The organism is Modestobacter roseus (assembly GCF_007994135.1).
Lineage (GTDB): Bacteria > Actinomycetota > Actinomycetes > Mycobacteriales > Geodermatophilaceae > Modestobacter > Modestobacter roseus.
On sequence record NZ_VLKF01000001.1, the window covers coordinates 761787 to 779620 of the forward strand.

The 17834-nt window shown below is 75.7% G+C and carries 13 protein-coding genes and 1 other RNA gene; 9 read left to right on the forward strand and 5 right to left on the reverse strand.

What is annotated here, in order from left to right; genetic code table 11:
• Positions 1-7: 7 nt before the first annotated feature.
• On the reverse strand, positions 8-1966 hold the full coding sequence (locus JD78_RS03670; protein WP_153357315.1) for an FUSC family protein: 1959 nt from the start codon (positions 1964-1966) through the stop codon (positions 8-10).
• Between the two features lie 82 nt (positions 1967-2048).
• On the opposite strand from JD78_RS03670, the gene JD78_RS03675 reads away from it, so the two are divergent.
• From JD78_RS03675 to nadA, 6 genes are all read left to right on the forward strand, one after another.
• Positions 2049-5780, forward strand: a complete 3732-nt coding sequence (locus tag JD78_RS03675; RefSeq protein ID WP_228394945.1) for an ABC transporter ATP-binding protein — start codon at positions 2049-2051, stop codon at positions 5778-5780.
• Positions 5781-5942: 162 nt separating this feature from the next.
• Entirely contained in the window at positions 5943-7064 is a 1122-nt protein-coding gene (locus tag JD78_RS03680; protein WP_153357312.1) for an L-dopachrome tautomerase-related protein, read from the forward strand.
• Positions 7065-7227: 163 nt separating this feature from the next.
• Positions 7228-8418 (forward strand): Nif3-like dinuclear metal center hexameric protein, encoded by a 1191-nt coding sequence (locus JD78_RS03685; RefSeq protein ID WP_194290401.1) that lies wholly within the window; start codon positions 7228-7230, stop codon positions 8416-8418.
• A 135-nt stretch (positions 8419-8553) separates the two neighbouring features.
• Positions 8554-9294: a zinc ribbon domain-containing protein gene (locus tag JD78_RS03690; RefSeq protein ID WP_153357310.1), complete on the forward strand. Its 741-nt coding sequence runs from the start codon at positions 8554-8556 to the stop codon at positions 9292-9294.
• 82 nt (positions 9295-9376) lie between these two features.
• Positions 9377-10492 carry a bifunctional RNase H/acid phosphatase gene (locus JD78_RS03695; RefSeq protein WP_153357307.1) on the forward strand — a complete coding sequence of 372 codons (1116 nt, stop codon included), beginning with the start codon at positions 9377-9379 and terminating at the stop codon, positions 10490-10492.
• Between the two features lie 72 nt (positions 10493-10564).
• Positions 10565-11590, forward strand: a complete 1026-nt coding sequence (gene nadA / locus JD78_RS03700) for a quinolinate synthase NadA (RefSeq protein ID WP_228394944.1) — start codon at positions 10565-10567, stop codon at positions 11588-11590.
• A gap of 21 nt (positions 11591-11611) precedes the next feature.
• On the opposite strand, the gene JD78_RS03705 is transcribed toward nadA, so the two are convergent.
• A complete protein-coding gene (locus JD78_RS03705) occupies positions 11612-12844 on the reverse strand; it encodes an SLC13 family permease (protein WP_153357304.1) in 1233 nt (410 codons plus the stop codon).
• A gap of 5 nt (positions 12845-12849) precedes the next feature.
• Positions 12850-13605: a sulfite exporter TauE/SafE family protein gene (locus tag JD78_RS03710; RefSeq protein ID WP_153357301.1), complete on the reverse strand. Its 756-nt coding sequence runs from the start codon at positions 13603-13605 to the stop codon at positions 12850-12852.
• A gap of 24 nt (positions 13606-13629) precedes the next feature.
• On the opposite strand from JD78_RS03710, the gene JD78_RS03715 reads away from it, so the two are divergent.
• The 3 genes from JD78_RS03715 (at position 13630) to rnpB (ending at position 15165) form a co-directional block, all read left to right on the forward strand.
• Entirely contained in the window at positions 13630-13989 is a 360-nt protein-coding gene (locus JD78_RS03715) for a DoxX family protein (protein WP_228394943.1), read from the forward strand.
• A 28-nt stretch (positions 13990-14017) separates the two neighbouring features.
• Positions 14018-14737, forward strand: coding sequence for a PIG-L deacetylase family protein (locus tag JD78_RS03720; RefSeq protein WP_153357299.1), 720 nt, complete (start codon positions 14018-14020; stop codon positions 14735-14737).
• 28 nt (positions 14738-14765) lie between these two features.
• Positions 14766-15165: RNase P RNA component class A (rnpB, locus tag JD78_RS03725), an RNA gene on the forward strand.
• A gap of 70 nt (positions 15166-15235) precedes the next feature.
• Here the strand turns inward: rnpB and JD78_RS03730 are convergent.
• Together JD78_RS03730 and JD78_RS03735 are read right to left on the reverse strand one after the other, a co-directional pair.
• Positions 15236-15439, reverse strand: a complete 204-nt coding sequence (locus JD78_RS03730) for a hypothetical protein (protein WP_153357296.1) — start codon at positions 15437-15439, stop codon at positions 15236-15238.
• Between the two features lie 98 nt (positions 15440-15537).
• Positions 15538-17793: a putative bifunctional diguanylate cyclase/phosphodiesterase gene (locus JD78_RS03735; protein ID WP_153357293.1), complete on the reverse strand. Its 2256-nt coding sequence runs from the start codon at positions 17791-17793 to the stop codon at positions 15538-15540.
• Between the last annotated feature and the right edge of the window lie 41 nt (positions 17794-17834).

Consider the following 17834-nt stretch of genomic DNA (forward strand, 5'->3'; position numbering starts at 1 on the left):
GCCCCGATCAGTCGTCGTCGCCGCGGACCCCGGCCCACCGGCCCGGCGTGGTCTCCCGGACCAGCCGGCGGGCGGCGTCGACCTCCCGGGCCACCAGCGCCAGCACCCCCTCGGCGTGCACCTCCGCGTCGTCGGGGAGGCGGTGCGCGCGGAGGTCCTGTTCGAGCTCCCGGATCGCCTTGCACAGCACGGCGACCTGGCCGGTCTCGGGCACCGGCTCACCCGCGCGCAGCTCGATCACCGCCTCGGTGACCGCGTCGGAGGTCCGCTCCAGCTGCACGATGACCGGGTACCAGGCGGCGGCGCGGGTGCTCACCGGCGGTGGCTCGGCCAGCCGCCGCTGCAGCTGCGTCTGCAGCTCGGCCAGCGCCCGGTAGCTGGCCCGGCGAGCCCGGCGGGTGGCCTCCGGGCTGCCGGTGAACGCCGCGTCGACGAAGCGTTCCAGCGCGAGGATCGCGGCGCGCAGCGCGTCGTCCAGCGGCGCCCGCCAGGTCTGCGGCCACAGCAGGTAGCCGAACACCAGCACGATCGCGCAGCCGATGAGCGTGTCGACCAGCCGGGCGCCGACCAGACCGGCGCCGGCCGGGGTGGCCAGGTCCAGCAGCAGGATGATCAGCGGGGTCTGGAAGACCGAGAACAGCCCGAAGCTGCCGCTGCGCGCCCAGGGCAGCGCCGCCGCCGACACGGCCAGGGGGAGCAGGATCCAGGCGTCCCGCGAGACGACCATCAGCAGCAGCGAGCCGATCAGGACGCCGAGCAGCGTGCCGGCGCCGCGGTGCACGGCCCGGGTGAACACCGACCCGTAGTCGGGCTTCAGGACGATCGCCACGGTGAGCAGCACCCAGTAGGGGCGCTCGACCGGCAGCGTCTGGCGGGCGATCTCGGCGACGGTCATGCACAGCGTCAGCCGGACGACGAAGGAACGGGAGTCGGCGTCGCCCACCGTGCGGTCGACCAGGTCGCGGGCGCGGGCCCGGCGGTCGACCTGCGGGCGGGGGACGGCGGCCGAGGCGCGCTCCTCCGGGTCGCCCACCACGTTCCACGCCAGCCGGATCCCGTGGCGGACGGCGCGTCGCTGCGAGGGCCCGTCCTCCACCGGCGGCGGGCGCTCCCCGGCGAGCGGGCGGCGCTCGGTCACGGCGGTGGCCAGGGCGCGGGCGGCGCCGATGTCCCGGGAGTCGGCGGCGACGCCGGTGCGGGCGCTGGCGACCGCCGCCTCGACCAGCGGCGCGGCCGAGTTCAGCACCCCGGCCAGCTCGCCGAGCTCGGCGCTGCGCCCGGCCGCGCGGCTGCGGGCGTGGATCACCCGGTCGTAGCCGGTGTTCAGCGCCAGGGTCAGCGCCCGCCGGGCCTCCTCGGCCCCCTCGGTGCCGACCGCCTCCAGCAGCTCGGCCACCCGGGTGAACACCGCGCCGACCGCGGCCCGGTCGGGGTCGTCGTGCTCGGTGCGGGCCTGCAGCAGCACGGCGAGGGTGCCCAGCGCGGCGCCGGCCAGGAACCAGCCGACCTCCCCGGCGAGCGGCAGGGGGGTCTGCAGACCGGAGGAGATGGCCGTGTAGACGAGCAGCTGCAGCGCACCGAGCGACAGCGGTGCGCTGACCGCGCTGATCAGCGCCGCCAGCGCGGAGACCGTGGCGAGCAGCAGCACCGGTGCCCAGCCGCCGCCGGTCAGTGCGTGCCCGACCACCAGGCCCAGCCCGCCGAGCAGCGATGCGGCCGCGACGCGGCGAAGGCGGATGCGCAGCGGCCCCTGCTGCGGGGCGAGCGTGGCCGCCAGGGCGCCCATGGTGCCGAAGACCCCTCCGCCCAGCGCGCCCCCCGTCGTCCCCCCGAGGGCCAGCGCGACGGCGAGCGGGGCGGGCACGACGAGCCCGAAGCGGACGACGTCGCGCCACGGGACGGAAGGGCGGTTGGTGTGCACGAGCTCCTCGAGCCACGCCGGCGCCCGCAAGCCCCTGTCCGCCACGACCCAACCCTGCCACCCGCCAGCGGCGCGCTGCGGCACGGCGTCGCACACTGGACGCCGTGCCGCGCCCCGGATCCGCCTCGTGACGCGTCCTCCCGGCACCGAGCAGCGCTCCGCCGGTGGCTGGCTGCGCCGGCTGACCGGCTACTGCCTGCGCCACCGCCGTGACCTGGTCGGCGCCTTCGCCGCGGCGCTGGCCGGTTCGGTGATCGCCGCGCTGGTGCCGCTGCTCACCCGGGAGGTCGTCGACCGGGTGGTCGCCGGCGCCGAGGACGGCGGTGCCGTGGACGTCACCCCGTTCGTCGTGGCCCTGGTGGTGGCCGGGGCGCTGCGCTTCGCGGCCGGGTTCGTCCGCCGCTACCTCGCCGGCCGGCTCTCGCTGGACGTGCAGATGGACCTGCGCAGCGACGTGCACACCGCGCTGGCCCGGCTCGACGGCCCCGGCCAGGACCGGCTGCAGACCGGGCAGGCGGTCAGCCGGTCGATCAGCGACATCACGCTGGTGCAGGGGCTGCTGGCGTTCCTGCCCAACCTGACCGGCAACGCGCTGCTGTTCGTCGTCTCCCTCGGCGTGATGGCCTGGCTCTCCCCGCTGCTCACGGTGGTCGCCCTGGCCGTCGGGCCGGCGCTGTGGTGGCTGGCGCTGCGGTCCCGCCGTGACCTCTTCCCGGCCAACTGGGCCGCGCAGCAGCAGGCCGGGGTGCTGGCCGGCGACGTGGAGGCCGCGGTCTCCGGCGTCCGGGTGGTGAAGGGCTTCGGCCAGGAGGACCGCGAGCTCGACCGGGTCGACGGCGGTGCGCGCACGTTGTTCGGGGCGCGGATGCGGGTGGTGCGCTTCACCGCCCGCTACAACCCGCTGCTGCAGGCGGTGCCCGCCCTCGGCCAGGTCGGGGTGCTGGCGCTGGGCGGCTGGCTGGCGCTGCGCGGCTCGATCAGCCTGGGCACGTTCCTGGCCTTCGCCACCTACCTGGCGGTGCTGGTCTCCCCGGTGCGGCAGCTGGCCGCGGTGCTCACCATCGGGCAGCAGGCCCGGGCCGGGGTGGAGCGGGTGCTGGAGGTCATCGACACCCACCCGACGCTGGTCAGCGGATCGACGCCGCTGCCCGGCGGGCCGCTGACCGTCGAGCTGGACGAGGTCACCTTCGGCCACGACCGCGACCGGCCGGTGCTGGCCGGGGTGTCGCTGCGGATCGAGCCGGGGGAGACCCTGGCCCTGGTGGGCAGCTCGGGGTCGGGGAAGTCCAGCGTGGTCAGCCTGCTGCCGCGCTTCTACGACGTCGACGCGGGCGCGGTGCGCGTGGGCGGGGTCGACGTCCGCGAGCTGGACACCACCGCACTGCGGGCGGCGCTGGGCGTGGTCTTCGAGGACAGCTTCCTGTTCTCCGACACGGTGCGCGCCAACATCGCGTTCGGCCGGCCGGACGCCACCGACGCCGAGGTCCGCGCCGCCGCCCGGGCGGCGCAGGCCGACGGGTTCATCGCGGCGCTGCCGCACGGCTACGACACCGTCGTCGGCGAGCAGGGGCTCACCCTCTCCGGCGGGCAGCGGCAGCGGATCGCGCTGGCCCGGGCGCTGCTGCCCGACCCGCGGGTGCTGGTGCTCGACGACGCCACCTCCGCGGTCGACGCGGCGGTGGAGGCGCGGATCCACGCCGCGCTGCGCACCGCCGTGCAGGGCCGGACGACGCTGCTGGTGGCGCACCGCCGGTCGACGCTGGCGCTGGCCGACCGGGTCGCGGTGCTCGACGCCGGCCGGGTGGCCGACGTCGGCACGGTGGCGGAGCTGGAGGAGCGCTCCCCGCTGTTCCGCGCGCTGCTGTCCGGGTCGGCCGACGACCTGCCCGAGCTCGAGCCGGCGCCGGTGGGCGGGGTCACCCGGGCGACCTGGCCCGACGTGGCGCCGGCCGCCGAGGACGACGGCCCGCTGCGCGCCGCGGCGAGCTCCATCGGCGGGCGGGGCTCGGCGATGGCCGCCGCGGCGCCGACCACCCAGCTCAAGGAGCTGGTGCGCCGGCTGCCGCCGACCAGCGACGAGCCCGACGTCCCCGCCGGGCGGGCCCGGGCGCCCGAACCGGACTTCACCCTCCGTGGGCTGCTGCGCCCGTTCCGCTGGGTGCTCGCCGGTGCGCTCGTGCTGGTGGCCCTGGACACCGGCGCGCAGCTCGCCGTCCCGGCGCTGGTGCGGGAGGGCGTCGACGACGGGATCACCGCCGGCTCGCTGCCGCTGCTGCTGGGCATCGCCGGCATCTCGCTCGCCGTCGTGCTGGCCGACGTCGTCGCCGCCCGGGGCGCGGCCTGGCTGACCGGCCGCACCGGCGAGCGGCTGCTCTACACGCTGCGGGTGAAGACCTTCGCCCAGCTGCAGCGGCTCGGGCTGGACTACTACGAGCGCGAGCTCGGCGGCCGGATCATGACCCGGATGACCACCGACGTCGACGCGCTGTCGGCGTTCCTGCAGAACGGCCTCACCACCGCGCTGATCAGCGTGCTCACGCTGGTCGGGGTGCTGGTCGCGCTGTTCTGGTTCGACGTCGAGCTGGCGCTGGTGCTGGTGGCCTCGCTGCCGGTGCTGGTGGTCGCCACGGTGTGGTTCAGGTCCCGGTCGGTGCCGGCCTACACCGAGGCCCGCGAGCGGGTCAGCGCCGTCAACGCCCGGCTGCAGGAGGACGTCGCGGGGCTGCGGGTCACCCAGGTGTTCGCCCGCGAGGGCCACTCCACGGCGGTCTTCCGGGAGCGGGCACAGGAGTACCGCGACGTCCGGCTGCGGGCGCAGCGCTACATCGCCACCTACTTCCCGTTCGTCGAGTTCCTCTCCGAGGTGGCCGCCGCCGCGGTGCTCGCGGTGGGCGCGGCGCGGCTGACGGCGGGTTCCATCACCCCCGGCGTGCTCATCGCCTTCGTGCTGTACGTGAACACCTTCTTCTCCCCGGTGCAGTCGCTGTCGCAGGTGTTCGACAGCTACCAGCAGGCCTCGGTCGGGCTGCGCCGGCTGCGCGACCTGCTGCGCACCCCGACGTCCACCCCCGCGGCGGCCGACCCGCGGCCGGTGGGCCGGCTGCGCGGGGAGGTGCGGCTGGCCGACGTCACGTTCGCCTACCGCGGGGCCCCGACCCCTGCGCTCCGTGAGGTCTCGCTGACCGTGGCGCCGGGGGAGACGGTGGCGCTGGTGGGGGAGACCGGGGCGGGGAAGTCGACGGTGGTCAAGCTGGTCGCGCGGTTCTACGACCCGACGTCCGGGGCGGTGTGCGTCGACGGCGACGACCTGCGGGACCTCGACCTGCTGCAGTACCGCGCGCGGCTGGGCGTCGTCCCGCAGGAGGCGTACCTGTTCTCCGGCACGGTGCGCGACGCGATCGCGTACGGCAGGCCCGACGCCACCGACGCGGAGGTGGAGGCGGCGGCCCGCGCGGTCGGCGCGCACGAGATGGTGGCGACGCTGCCGCAGGGCTACCGCACCCGGGTGGGGGAGCGTGGGCGGTCGCTGTCGGCCGGGCAGCGGCAGCTGATCGCGCTGGCCCGGGCCGAGCTGGTCGACCCCGACGTCCTGCTGCTCGACGAGGCCACCGCCTCGCTGGACCTGGCCACCGAGGCGGCGGTCACCCGCGCGGCCGATGCCGTCGCGCGCCGGCGGACGACGCTGGTGGTGGCCCACCGGCTGACGACGGCGGCGCGCGCGGACCGGGTGGCGGTGCTGGACGGCGGGCGGATCGTCGAGGTGGGCACGCACGACGAGCTGCTGGCCGCCGGCGGCGCCTACGCGGCGCTGTGGGCGGCGTTCACCGCCGACGAGGACGCCGCCCCGCTGCTCACCTGAGCCGCGTCGCCGAGCCCCGTGCGGAGCGCGGGAGCACTGTGCGGTGGGTGCCCGGATGGCGACCGTTCTGGGCAGTGGGCGCACATCGCTCGGGCGGGACGTCGATGGTGCGACTGCTCACCTGACGTTGCAGCGGAGGGTGGGCGGGGCACAACAGGTCCCATGACGGCGAACACCGCGGACCTGCAGACCGACCGGACGCTGGGCGAGCTCGAGGTGGTGCACCAGTTCACCGACGGGCCGATGCCGACCGGCGTCTCCGTGTCGCACACCGGCCGGGTGTTCGTGAACTTCCCGAAGTGGGGCGACGACGTGCCGGCCACCGTGGCCGAGATCCGTGACGGGCAGGTCGTGGCCTTCCCCGACCAGGCGTGGAACGACCCGTCCGGCGACGACGACCGCGGGGCCTTCGTCAGCGTGCAGAGCATCGTCGTCGACCCCGCCGACCGGCTGTGGGTGCTCGACACCGGCTCACCGCTGTTCCAGCCCACCCAGGTCGGCGGGCCCAAGCTGGTCTGCGTCGACCTCGCCACCGACACCGTCGTGCAGACCATCGTCTTCCCGCGCGAGGTCGCGCTGGAGACCACCTACCTCAACGACGTCCGGTTCGACCTGCGTCGCGGCGAGGCCGGCATCGCCTACATCACCGACTCGGCCGACTCCGGGGAGAACGCGATCATCGTGGTCGACCTGGCCAGTGGCGAGGTCTGGCGGCGGCTGCGCGACCACCCCTCGACCAAGGCGCAGGTGCCCCCGGAGCTGCTCCTCATGGTCGAGGGCCGGCCGTTCCTGGAGCAGCCCGAGCCCGACGCCCAGCCCCAGCCGGTTGCGATGGGCGCCGACGGCATCGCCATCTCCGCCGACGGCGCCCGGCTCTGGTACTGCCCGCTGGCGTCGCGGCACTGGTACAGCGTCGCCACCGACGCGCTGGTCGACCGCGCGCAGGACGACGCGGCGGTCGCCGCCACCGTCGTCGACGAGGGCGACAAGGGCTGCGCCGGCGACGGCCTGGAGACCGATGACGCCGGCAATCTCTACGCCACCGCCGGCGAGCAGAACGCGATCGTGCGCCGCCGGCCTGACGGGACGATGGAGACCGTCGTGCACGACCCGCGGCTGCTGTGGCCCGACACCATGTCCGTCGCCACCGACGGCCACCTCTACGTCACCGCCAACCAGCTGCACCGCCAGTCCCGTTACAGCGGCGGTACCGACCTGCGCCGCTTCCCCTACGTCCTGTTCCGCACGCCGATCGGCGCCGGCCCCGTGCTGCTCCGCCGGTGAGCCCGGCCCTCCTGCGGCGCGGACCGCTCCCGGTGCATCCGGACCGGGCCCGGCGCACGAACGCCGCACGATGACCACCACCTCCGAGGGACGTCACACCCTCGATACGTCGCGCACAACAGGCCGCCGCGCGCGGGCTGACCTACAGTCCGAGACCGTGGCCATGCCGGTGGGTGACGACGAGACGACGATCCGACAGCTGCCGCTGCCCGGGGCACCGCTGGCCGAGGTGGTGGCGGCCCTCGAGTCCCGCTACGACCCGGCGCTGGCCGAGAGCTGGGACGCCGTCGGCCTGGTGTGCGGCGACCCCGCGGAGACCGTCCGCTCGGTGCTGTTCGCCGTCGACCCGACCGCGGCCGTGGTCGACGAGGCGATCGCCACCGGCGCCGACCTGGTGGTGACCCACCACCCGCTGCTGCTGACCCCGGTGCACGGCGTCCCGGCCGACGACGCCAAGGGCCGGCTGGTGCACCGGCTGATCCGCGCCGGCATCGGGCTGTTCGCCGCGCACACCAACGCGGACCGCGCCGCCGACCACGGGGTCAGCGACGCCCTGGCCGCGGCGCTCGGGTTGGCCGACACCCGCCCGCTGGAGGCGGTGGGCGCTCCCCGGACCGACACCCTGGTCGCCTTCGTCCCGGTGGCCGGCGCCGACCGGCTGGCCGACGCGCTGTCCGCGGCCGGCGCCGGGGTGATGGGCGACTACACCCGCTGCGTCTGGCAGACCACCGGCACCGGCTCCTTCATCCCCGGTGGGGAGGCGCACCCGGCGATCGGCTCGCAGGGCCGGCTGGAACGGGTCGCCGAGGCCCGCCTGGAGATGGTCGTACCGCGGGACCGCCGGGCGGACGTGCTGCGCGCGCTCCAGGAGTGGCACCCCTACGAGGACCCGGGCTACGCCTTCTTCGAGAACTCGGCGACGCCCTCCCGGGCAGGTCTCGGCCGGGTCGGCGAGCTGGCCGAGCCGATCACGCTCCGCCAGTTCGCCGAGCGGGTCGCCCGGGTGCTGCCGGCCACGCCGGGCGGGGTCCGGGTCGCCGGTGACCCCGACCGTCCGGTGCGCACCGTCGCCGTCTGCGGCGGCAGCGGCGGGTCGCTGCTGGGTGCGGCGACCGCCGCCGGCGCCGACGTCCTCCTGACCAGCGACCTGAAGCACCACGCGGTGTCCGACGCGCTGGAGACCCCCGGCCCGGCGCTGGTCGACGTCGCGCACTACGCCTCGGAGTGGCCGTGGCTGTCGGTGGCCGGCGAGCTGCTGGCGCGTGACCTCGGTGGCCGGGTGCAGGTCGCGGTCTCCGAGCACCGCACCGACCCGTGGACCTGGCACGTGCCGAACCCGGCAGACGATCGCTGACCCACCCGCCGCCGTCCCGGGGCTCGGGACGGCGCGGGTAGTCGAAGGGCCCCCGTGCCCCCCACCACTCGCAGGCTCGCGGTGGGACCCTGCACGGGGGCCGACGAGCACGGACGAGCCCGGTAGGTTGATGGCGTGCAGGCTGACCACTTCGACCAGCAGAAGCTGCTGGCTCTCGCCGCGGAGGACGTCGCCCTCGCGCAACTCGCCCACCGCCGGCGGACCCTTCCCGAGCTCGCCGCCGTCGAGGCCGCGCTGGAGGCCCAGCGGACCGCGTCCGACGACGCCGTCCGCGCCGAGACCGGCGTCCGCGACCTGGACCGCGAGCAGAAGCGGCTGGAGAGCGACGTCGACACCGTGCGCCAGCGGGCCGACCGCGACCAGCAGCGGATCGACTCCGGGGGCGCGACGCCCAAGGAGATCACCGGGCTGCAGCACGAGCTGGAGTCGCTGCAGCGCCGGCAGGGCGACCTCGAGGACCAGGTGCTCGAGCTGATGGAGCGCCGGGAGGCCGCCGACAGCGCGCTGGCCGCCGCGCAGGCCGCGGAGGCCGCGGCCCGCACCGAGCAGGAGCGCGCCGAGGAGGCGCGCGACGCCGCGCTGGCCCAGATCGCCGAGGGCGAGCAGCAGCACACCGCGAAGCGCGCCGAGATCGCCGCCACCGTCCCGGCCGACCTGCTCAAGCTCTACGACCGGGTCGCCGGGCAGACCGGCAGCACGGGTGCGGCCGAGCTCAAGGCCCGCCGCTGCCAGGGCTGCCGGATCGAGTTCTACGGTGCCGAGCTCGCCGGGTACCGCAAGGCCGACCCGCACACGGTGATCCGCTGCGAGAACTGCGGCCGGGTGCTGGTCCGCACTGCCGAGTCCGGCCTGTGAGGACGACGACGGGCGAGCGAGCATCGCAGGGAGCGCCAGCGACCGAGGAGCGGAACGAGCCCGGAGCCGAACGGATGACGCTGTGACCTCGCGCAAGCTGATCATCGAGGCGGACGGCGGGTCGCGGGGCAACCCGGGGCCGGCCGGCTACGGCGCCCTCGTCCGCGACGCCGAGACCGGTCGGGTGCTCGCCGAGCGCGCCGAGTCGGTCGGGCGTGCCACCAACAACGTGGCCGAGTACGGGGGCCTGGTCGCCGGGCTGCAGGCCGCCCTCGACCTCGACCCGACGGCGAGCGTCGAGGTCCGGATGGACTCCAAGCTGGTCGTCGAGCAGATGTCCGGGCGCTGGAAGATCAAGCACCCGGACATGCAGAAGCTTGCCGTCCAGGCCCGGGACATCGCCCGCCAGCTGGGCCCGGTCCGCTACACCTGGGTGCCGCGGGCGCAGAACGGCGCCGCCGACGCGCTGGCCAACAGCGCGATGGACGGCAAGCCGGTGCGCCGCGACCTGGCCGCGGAGCCGGTGGTCGTCGAGGACGACGTGCAGCCGGCCGAAGCTGTCCTCGACCCGCCCTCGACCACCCCAACCGTCACGACGGTCACCCACCTGCTGCGGCACGGGCGCACCGAGCACACCCCGGAACGTCGTTACAGCGGCAGCAGCGACCTGCCGTTGTCCCAGCTCGGACGCGCGGACGCCGAGGCCGCGGCCCGCCACCTCGCCGGCCGGGGCATCGACGTCATCGTCAGCTCACCGCTGCAGCGCACCCGGCAGACCGCCGAGGCCGCCGCCGCGGTGCTGGGCGTCCCGGTGGAGGTCGACACCGACCTGCGCGAGCTGGACTTCGGCGCCTGGGAGGGGCTGACCGCCGACGAGGCGCGCCAGAAGAGCCCGCTGGCCTACCGCCGCTGGTCCGGCGCCACCGACGTCCGCCCGCCCGGCGGGGAGTCGATCGCCGACGTCTCCGCGCGGGTCGCCCGGGCGCGCGCCCGCATCCTCGAGCGGCACGCCGGGAAGACGGTGCTGCTGGTCAGCCACGTCACCCCGATCAAGCTGCTGCTGGCCGCCGGGCTGGGCGTGGGCGACGAGATCGTGCACCGGGTGTTCCTCGAGGCCGCGTCGCTCTCGACGGTCACCTGGGCCTCCGACGGCCGCACGACGGTGCGGCTGGTCAACGACACCAGCCACCTGAGCTGAACCGGGAAGCCGGAGCCCGACCGTTCCGTTGTACGTCCCGGTAGCGAGAGCCCGCACGACACTGGAGTCCGCGTGACCCTGACCACCCCTGACCGCACCGGCCTGACCGGCGACCGCAGCATGTCCCCGGCCGAGTACGGGGCGTGGGCCGCCGAGGTGCGCCGGCTGGCCGACGAGCGCGGCGCCGTCGTCCTGGCGCACAACTACCAGGTGCCCGAGATCCAGGACGTCGCCCACTTCACCGGCGACTCGCTCTACCTGTCCCGGGTGGCGGCCGAGACCGACGCCCGGGAGATCGTCTTCTGCGGCGTCCACTTCATGGCCGAGACGGCGAAGATCCTCTCGCCGGAGAAGACCGTGCTGCTGCCCGACCACGCGGCCGGCTGCTCGCTGGCCGACTCGATCACCGCCGCGCAGCTGCGCGAGTGGAAGGCCGAGCACCCGGGCGCCGTCGTCGTCAGCTACGTGAACACCACGGCGGCGGTGAAGGCCGAGACCGACATCTGCTGCACCAGCTCCAACGCCGCCGACGTCGTCCGCTCGATCCCGGCCGACACCGAGATCCTGTTCTGCCCCGACCAGTTCCTCGGCGCGCACGTCAAGCGGGTCACCGGGCGCGAGAACATCCGCATCTGGGCGGGGGAGTGCCACGTGCACGCCGGCATCAGCCCCAGCGACGTCCGCGCGCAGATCGCTGCCCACCCCGACGCGGAGGTGCTGGTGCACCCCGAGTGCGGCTGCACCACCTCCGTCCTCGACCTGGTCAGCCACGGTGACCTGCCCGCCGACCGCACCCGGGTGCTCTCCACCGGCGGCATGGTCGACGCCGCGGCCGCCACCCGCGCCCCGCAGGTGCTGGTCGCCACCGAGCTCGGCATCCTGCATCAGCTGCGCGCGGTCAACAGCGGCACGGAGTTCCTGCCGATGAACGACCAGGCGGCCTGCCGCTACATGAAGATGATCACCCCGGCCAAGCTGCTGCACACGCTGCGCACCGGCGAGGGTGCGGTCGACGTCGGCCCCGACGTCGCCGCCCGCGCCCGCCGCGCAGTGGAGGCGATGGTCGCCATCGGCGAGCCCGGCCGCGGCGGCGAGTGACCCGACCGGCAGGCGCGCGGGTCAGATCTGCAGCGCCAGCCAGAGTGCGGCCGTGGCGGCGGCGAGGGTCAGCGGCACCGTCACCAGCCCGACCGAGCTGAACCGGGCGGCCGCCGGCGCGTGCTCGCCCAGCACCCGCCGCCACAGCAGGTTCGCCAGAGAACCGGCGTAGGTCAGGTTCGGGCCGACGTTCAACCCGATCAGCACCGCCAGCACGGTGGGGGTGCCGGCGGCGGCCGCGACCGGCACCAGGGCCAGTGTCGCCGGCAGGTTGTTGACCAGGTTCGCCAGCAGTGCCGCGAGCCCCGCCGCGGCCAGCAGCGCCGACAGGCTCGCCCCGCCGGGCAGCAGCGCGGTGAGCAGCGAGCCGAGCCCGGCCCGCTGCAGCGCGGCCACGATCACGGCCAGGCCCAGCACGAACAGCGCGAACGGCAGGTTGGCCGCCACCAGGAGCTCCGCCGGGCGGGTCCGCCGGGTGGCCAGCTGCCGGACGGCGAGCACCAGGACGCCGGCCACCGCGGGGAGCACCGGCGGCAGGTCCGCCAGCGACGCCGCGACGAACCCGGCCACGGTCAGCCCGACGACGGCGAGCGCCAGCCGCGGCACCGCCGGGCCGTCCGGTGACGGTGCGCCGGCCACGGCCCGCAGGTCCCGGCGGAACAGCCACCGCAGCAGGCCGTACTCGACCGCGACGGCCGCCAGCTGGGGGAGGGCCATGAGCCCGGTGAAGTGCACGAACGACAACCCGGTGGCCGCGACGGCGAGCAGGTTGGTCAGGTTGGAGACCGGCAGCAGCAGCGACGCCGAGTTGGCCAGGTGCCCCACGACCATGCCGTGCGGCGCCACCGGTACCCGCATCCGTGCCGCGGTGGCCACGACGACCGGGGTCAGCAGCACCACGGTGGCGTCCAGGCTGAGCACGGCGGTGACCGCCGTGGCCAGCAGCGTGACCCGCCAGAGCAGGCCGCCGGCCGAGCGCCCGGCCCGTCGGGCGGTGACCGCGGCAGCCCAGCGGAAGAGCCCCTCCCGATCGGCGAGCGCGGCCAGCAGCAGCACCACCACCAGGAACCCTGCGGTGGGCGCCACCTCCCGGAGCCGGTCGACCGCGGCCGGGACCGGGAGCGCGCCGGCCACCACCAGCAGGGCACCGGGGACGGCGACCGCAGCCGGTGGCACCCGGCGGTGGTCGGCGGCCGCGGCCACCAACGTGCCGGTGAGGAACACCCCGGCGGGCACGACGGCCCAGGCGGCCACGGCGGTCAGCCGCGGAGGAACAGGTAGATCGAGACGGCCACGCCGAAGACGACGATGAGCACCCGCAGCGGGGTCGTCGGGATGCGGGTGGCGACCTTCGCCCCGAGGAACCCGCCGACCAGGCTGGCCGGCGCGCACACCGCGACGTAGGCCCAGGAGACCGGGCCGAAGAGCCCGAAGACGACGACGGTGACCGTGGCGGTGACCGTGGCGATCGCGCTCTTCATCGCGTTGGCGAGCTTCAGCCGGCCCAGGCCGAGCCCCAGCACCCCGACCAGGATCACGCCCAGCGCGCCGCCGAAGTAGCCGCCGTAGACGGTGGCCAGGAAGAGCGCGACGTAGAGCCACGCGGGGTCACCGGTGCGCCGGTCGGTCTCCCGCCGCTTGAGCCGGGTGGTCACCAGGGGCTGGGCGGCCAGCAGCAGGCTGGCCAGCAGCACGAGCACCGGGACGATCGTGTCGAAGGCCTCCGACGGCAGCGTCAGCAGCAGGATCGAGCCGACCGTGCCGCCGAGCACCGCGACGACGGCGAACGCGATCAGCCGGCGCCGCTGCCCGGCGTACTCGCGGCGGAAGCCCAGCACCCCGCCGATGTAGCCGGGCCACTGGGCGATCGAGTTGGTCACGTTGGCCGCGACCGTGCCCAGGCCCAGGGCGACCAGCACCGGGAAGAGGATCAGCGACCCGCCGCCGGCGATGGAGTTGATGCCACCGGCGAGGAGGGCGACCCCGGCGGCGATGAGCAGGTCGACGGCGGACACGACCGGCGAGCCTACTGTCGCCCCATGCGGGAGCAGACACGCGCGCTGGTGATGGCGGCCGGGATGACCGGCACCGGGGTGTTCCACCTGGTACGGCCACAGGTCTACGACTGGATGATCCCGCCCGAGCTGGGCCCGGCGCGGCCGTGGGTGATCGGCAGCGGCGTGGTCGAGCTGGCCACCGCGGCGCTGCTGGCGCTGCCGGCCACGCGCCGCGCCGGGGGGTGGGCTGCGGTCGGGCTGCTCGTCGGCGTGCTGCCGGCGCACGCCCAGACGCTGCGGGCCACTCGTCGGCACCCGGCGAAGCTGGCGGTCGCCGCCGCGCGGATCCCCTTCCAGGTGCCGATGGTCCAGGCCGCGCTGCGGGTGGCCCGCGGCCGCTGACCGGACCGGCCGGAGCACACTCGGCGCCATGGCCGTTCCGTTCCCCGACGACTGGCAGCGCGCCCTCGTCGTCGCCGCCCACCCCGACGACATCGAGTACGGCCCCGCCGCGGCCGTCGCGGTCTGGACCGCCGCGGGCAAGGAGGTCCGCTACCTGCTGGCCACCCGGGGTGAGGCCGGCATCGCCGGGCTCGCGCCCGCGGAGGCCGGGCCGCTGCGCGAGGAGGAGGAGCGCCGGTCCGCGGCGGTCGTCGGCGTCCCGGTGGTGGAGTTCCTCGACCACGCCGACGGCGTGCTCGTGGCCGACCTGGGGCTGCGGCGGGACCTCGCCGCCGCGATCCGCCGGCACCGGCCGGACCTGGTGGTGACCATGCACGGCGGGGACACCTGGACCTCGCCGGAGGTGACGCCCGGCGCGCTGAACTCCGCCGACCACCGGGCGCTCACCCGCTCGGTCCTCGACGCGGTCGCCGACGCCGGCAACGAGTGGATCTTCCCCGACGTCACCGAGACCCCGTGGTCGGGCGTGCAGTACGTCGCGGTGCACGCGGTCGGGTACCCGCCGCCGCACGTCGTCGACGTCACCGCCGGGGTCGAGCCCGCCGTCGCCTCGCTCACCGAGCACCGCCGGTACCTGGAGGCGCTGTCGGACGACCCGGTCGAGGAGCAGGCCCGCCGCCAGGTCGACATGTCCACGCTCACCGAGGACGGCGACCGGCAGGTGGGCTTCCGGCTCTACTGGGGCTGAGCAGCGGGTAGGGTGCCGGCACGACGGACGAGTCGGCTGGGCGGTCGCGTCGGTGGGGGAGACCCTGCCGCCGAGGAACGTCCGGGCTCCACAGGGCAGGGTGGTCGTTAACAGCGACCCGGGGTGACCCGCGGGACAGTGCCACAGAGAACAGACCGCCAGTGCTCGCACTGGTAAGGGTGAAACGGCGGTGTAAGAGACCACCGCACACCGGGTGACCGGTGTGGCTCGGTAAACCCCACCCGGAGCAAGGTCGAAAGGGACGGCGGTCCGCCGCCGTCCTGCGCAGGCGATCGAGGGCTGCCCGCCCGAGCCTGCGGGTGGACCGCTCGAGCCTGCCGGCAACGGCAGGCCCAGATGGATGGCCGCCCAACGGGGTGCCGCGAGGCCCCCGGGGACAGAACCCGGCGTACAGGCCGACTCGTCCGTCGCCCCCCCCCCCCCCGGCCGGGAGGGCTCAGCCCCCGGCCGGGAGGGCTCAGTCCCCGCCGGGTGGGTTCAGTCCCGCTGGGGGGAGACGTCGGCGACGATCGCCCGGAAGGTGGTCGTGTCGACCTCCTCGTCCACCGTCACCCGCACGATGTCGGTGACCTGCTGGTGGGTGGCCGGGCCGCAGGCGCTGACCCGGGCGGCGGCGATCAGCCGGAGCTGGTGCAGGCGGGCGGTCGAGGAGGTGGCCGGGGAAGGGCGGTTCTCGCGCATGGACGGACGGTAGGGCGATCGTCCACCGCAACTGCGCGCGTCGGGCGTCGTGTCGGGCGCGACCGACCCCGGGCGCCCCACCGGGCGCAGCCGTCCCGTCAGCTGTGCGCGCGGACCAGGGCGCCGCGCACGCGCAACCACTCCTCCAGCTCGTCGGCGGGCAGCGCCGGGGAGTGCAGGTACCCCTGGCTCTCGTCGCACTGCAGCACGCGCAGGTGGCCCAGCGTGGCCAGGTCCTCGACCCCCTCGGCGACCACCCGCAGGCCCAGCCGGTGTGCGAGGTCGACGGTGCCGGCGACGATCGAGGCGACCCGGGGGTCGGTGAGCAGCTCGGCGGTGAAGGTCCGGTCCAGCTTGAGCTCTCCGACCGGTAGCTGGCGGAGGTAGGTCAGCGACGCCCAGCCGGTGCCGAAGTCGTCGATGCTGACGGTGGCGCCCAGGTCGGCGAGCGCCCGCACCACCGCGAGGCTGCGCTCGGCGTCGCTCATCAGCACCGTCTCGGTCACCTCGAGCACCAGTGCCGCGGGTGGGACGTCGTGCGCCCGCAGCAGGGCGGCCACCCGGTCGGGCAGCGCGGTGTCCAGCAGGTTGCTCGCCGACAGGTTCACCGACACGCGCAGCTCGCGCCCGGCCCGGTGCCAGGCAGCGGCCTGCGCGACGGCCTGCCGGAGCACCTCGTCGGTGACCGCGCCCATCAGGCCGTGCACCTCGGCCAGCGGCAGGAACTCGGCCGGTCCGAGGAGGCCGCGCTGCGGGTGCTGCCACCGCAGCAGTGACTCCACGCCCACCGCGCGGCCGGTGGTGACGTCGACCTGCGGCTGGTGGTGCAGCACCAGCTCGCCCCGGCTCAGCGCCGTGCGCAGCTCCTCGACGAGGGCGAGGTGCCCGCTGCTGTCCGCGTGCCGGTCCCGGTCGTGGACGACGAAGCCGTCGCCGGTGTGCTTGGCGTCGTACATCGCGGCGTCGGCCTGCCGCAGCAGCGCCGACCGCGCGGTGCGGGGGCTGCCGGCGGCGCCGGGGGAGCACCAGGTGACGCCCACGCTCGCGTTGACGTGCACCGCCATGCCCCCGACCGGGAACGGTGCGGCGAGCGTCGCGCGCAGCAGGCGTCCGAGCGCCGCCGCGCGGTCGGCCGTCGCCGGGCCACCGGTCGTGGTGACCACGGCGAACTCGTCCCCGCCCAGCCGGCCGACGAGCTCCGCCGAGGCCACCGCCGCGCGCAGCCGGAGGCCGACCTGCCGCAGCAGGTCGTCGCCGGCGGAGTGCCCGAGGCCGTCGTTGACCTCCTTGAACTTGTCCAGGTCGAGCAGGGCGAACAGCACCGGCCGATCGGCGGCCGCGAGCTCGTCCAGGCGCCGGAGCACGGCCCGGCGGTTGGCCAGCCCGGTGAGCTCGTCGGTCAGCGCCTCGTGCTGGCTGACCGTGAGCTGGGCCAGGTCGCGCACGTTCAGCAGCAGCCGGACACCGGCGCCGGCCGCGGCGACTCCCGCGGCCCAGGCGGCGGCCGGCGTCGGCCACCCCACGGCGGCGATGACGAGCACGACGGTGGAGACGCTGAGCACCACGAAGGCGCCGATGGTCGTGGTCGCCGGGTCGGTGCGGGTCCGGGGGATCGACGCGGGGCGCATCAACGCGGCCACCGCGGTGCAGGCGACGCCGACCGCGGCCACCGCCCACCCCTCGGGGTGCCCGGTGGCGACGGCGCTGCCGGCCACGAGCTCGGCGGTCACCGCCGCCAGCAGCCACCGGGACCGGGGGTCGCGGTGCATGCCGGAGATGAAGGGGACCGTCGTCGCCGTGCCCACCAGCACCAGGCCCGCGGCGACCAGCACGAGCACCGGCTGCAGCTGCCACCAGGGCTCGGTGCTCAGGACGCTGCTGACCCGGCCGAGGACGGTGTCGGTGACGGCGACGGCGGCGAGCACGGCGGCGACGCCCAGCAGGGTGTCGCTGGGGTCGGCGACGTTGCTGGCGTCCCGGTTCCACAGCACCATGCCGCCGTAGACCAGCGGGAACGCGGCCACGTGCGCCAGCACCAGCGGGAGCGCCGCGGTGGTGGCCCCGGCCCCCGCCGTCGCGAGCACCGCCGCGACCGGCGCAGCGCCGGCCACCAGCATGTGGCCCAGGGCCAGCCGCAGCCAGAGGGACCGCTCGTCCGGGCCCCGGCGGGAGCGGCGCAGCAGCAGCACGGCGAGGGTGAGCTGCACCACCGCGGCGACGCCGAGCAGGAGGGCCGGGTGGGTCGCGCCGAGCGACAGGGCGACGACGACCTGCACGGCGCACAGCAGCGCCAGAAGCGCGCCCGACCGTCGGCCGGCCGCGTCCACGAGCGGCACGCGGTGGCGGTCGGGCATGCCTGGGACATCGGCCGATCGGTCACCCGGTTGAGTGGGCG

What these genes read in the sequence shown, in the direction of transcription:
- JD78_RS03680 (WP_153357312.1), top strand. Translation starts at nt 5,943, where the DNA reads ATGACGGCGAACACCGCGGACCTGCAGACCGACCGGACGCTGGGCGAG.
- JD78_RS03685 (WP_194290401.1), top strand. Translation starts at nt 7,228, where the DNA reads ATGCCGGTGGGTGACGACGAGACGACGATCCGACAGCTGCCGCTGCCC.
- JD78_RS03715 (WP_228394943.1), top strand. Translation starts at nt 13,630, where the DNA reads ATGCGGGAGCAGACACGCGCGCTGGTGATGGCGGCCGGGATGACCGGC.
- JD78_RS03720 (WP_153357299.1), top strand. Translation starts at nt 14,018, where the DNA reads ATGGCCGTTCCGTTCCCCGACGACTGGCAGCGCGCCCTCGTCGTCGCC.
- JD78_RS03730 (WP_153357296.1), bottom strand. Translation starts at nt 15,439, where the DNA reads ATGCGCGAGAACCGCCCTTCCCCGGCCACCTCCTCGACCGCCCGCCTG.
- JD78_RS03735 (WP_153357293.1), bottom strand. Translation starts at nt 17,793, where the DNA reads ATGCCCGACCGCCACCGCGTGCCGCTCGTGGACGCGGCCGGCCGACGG.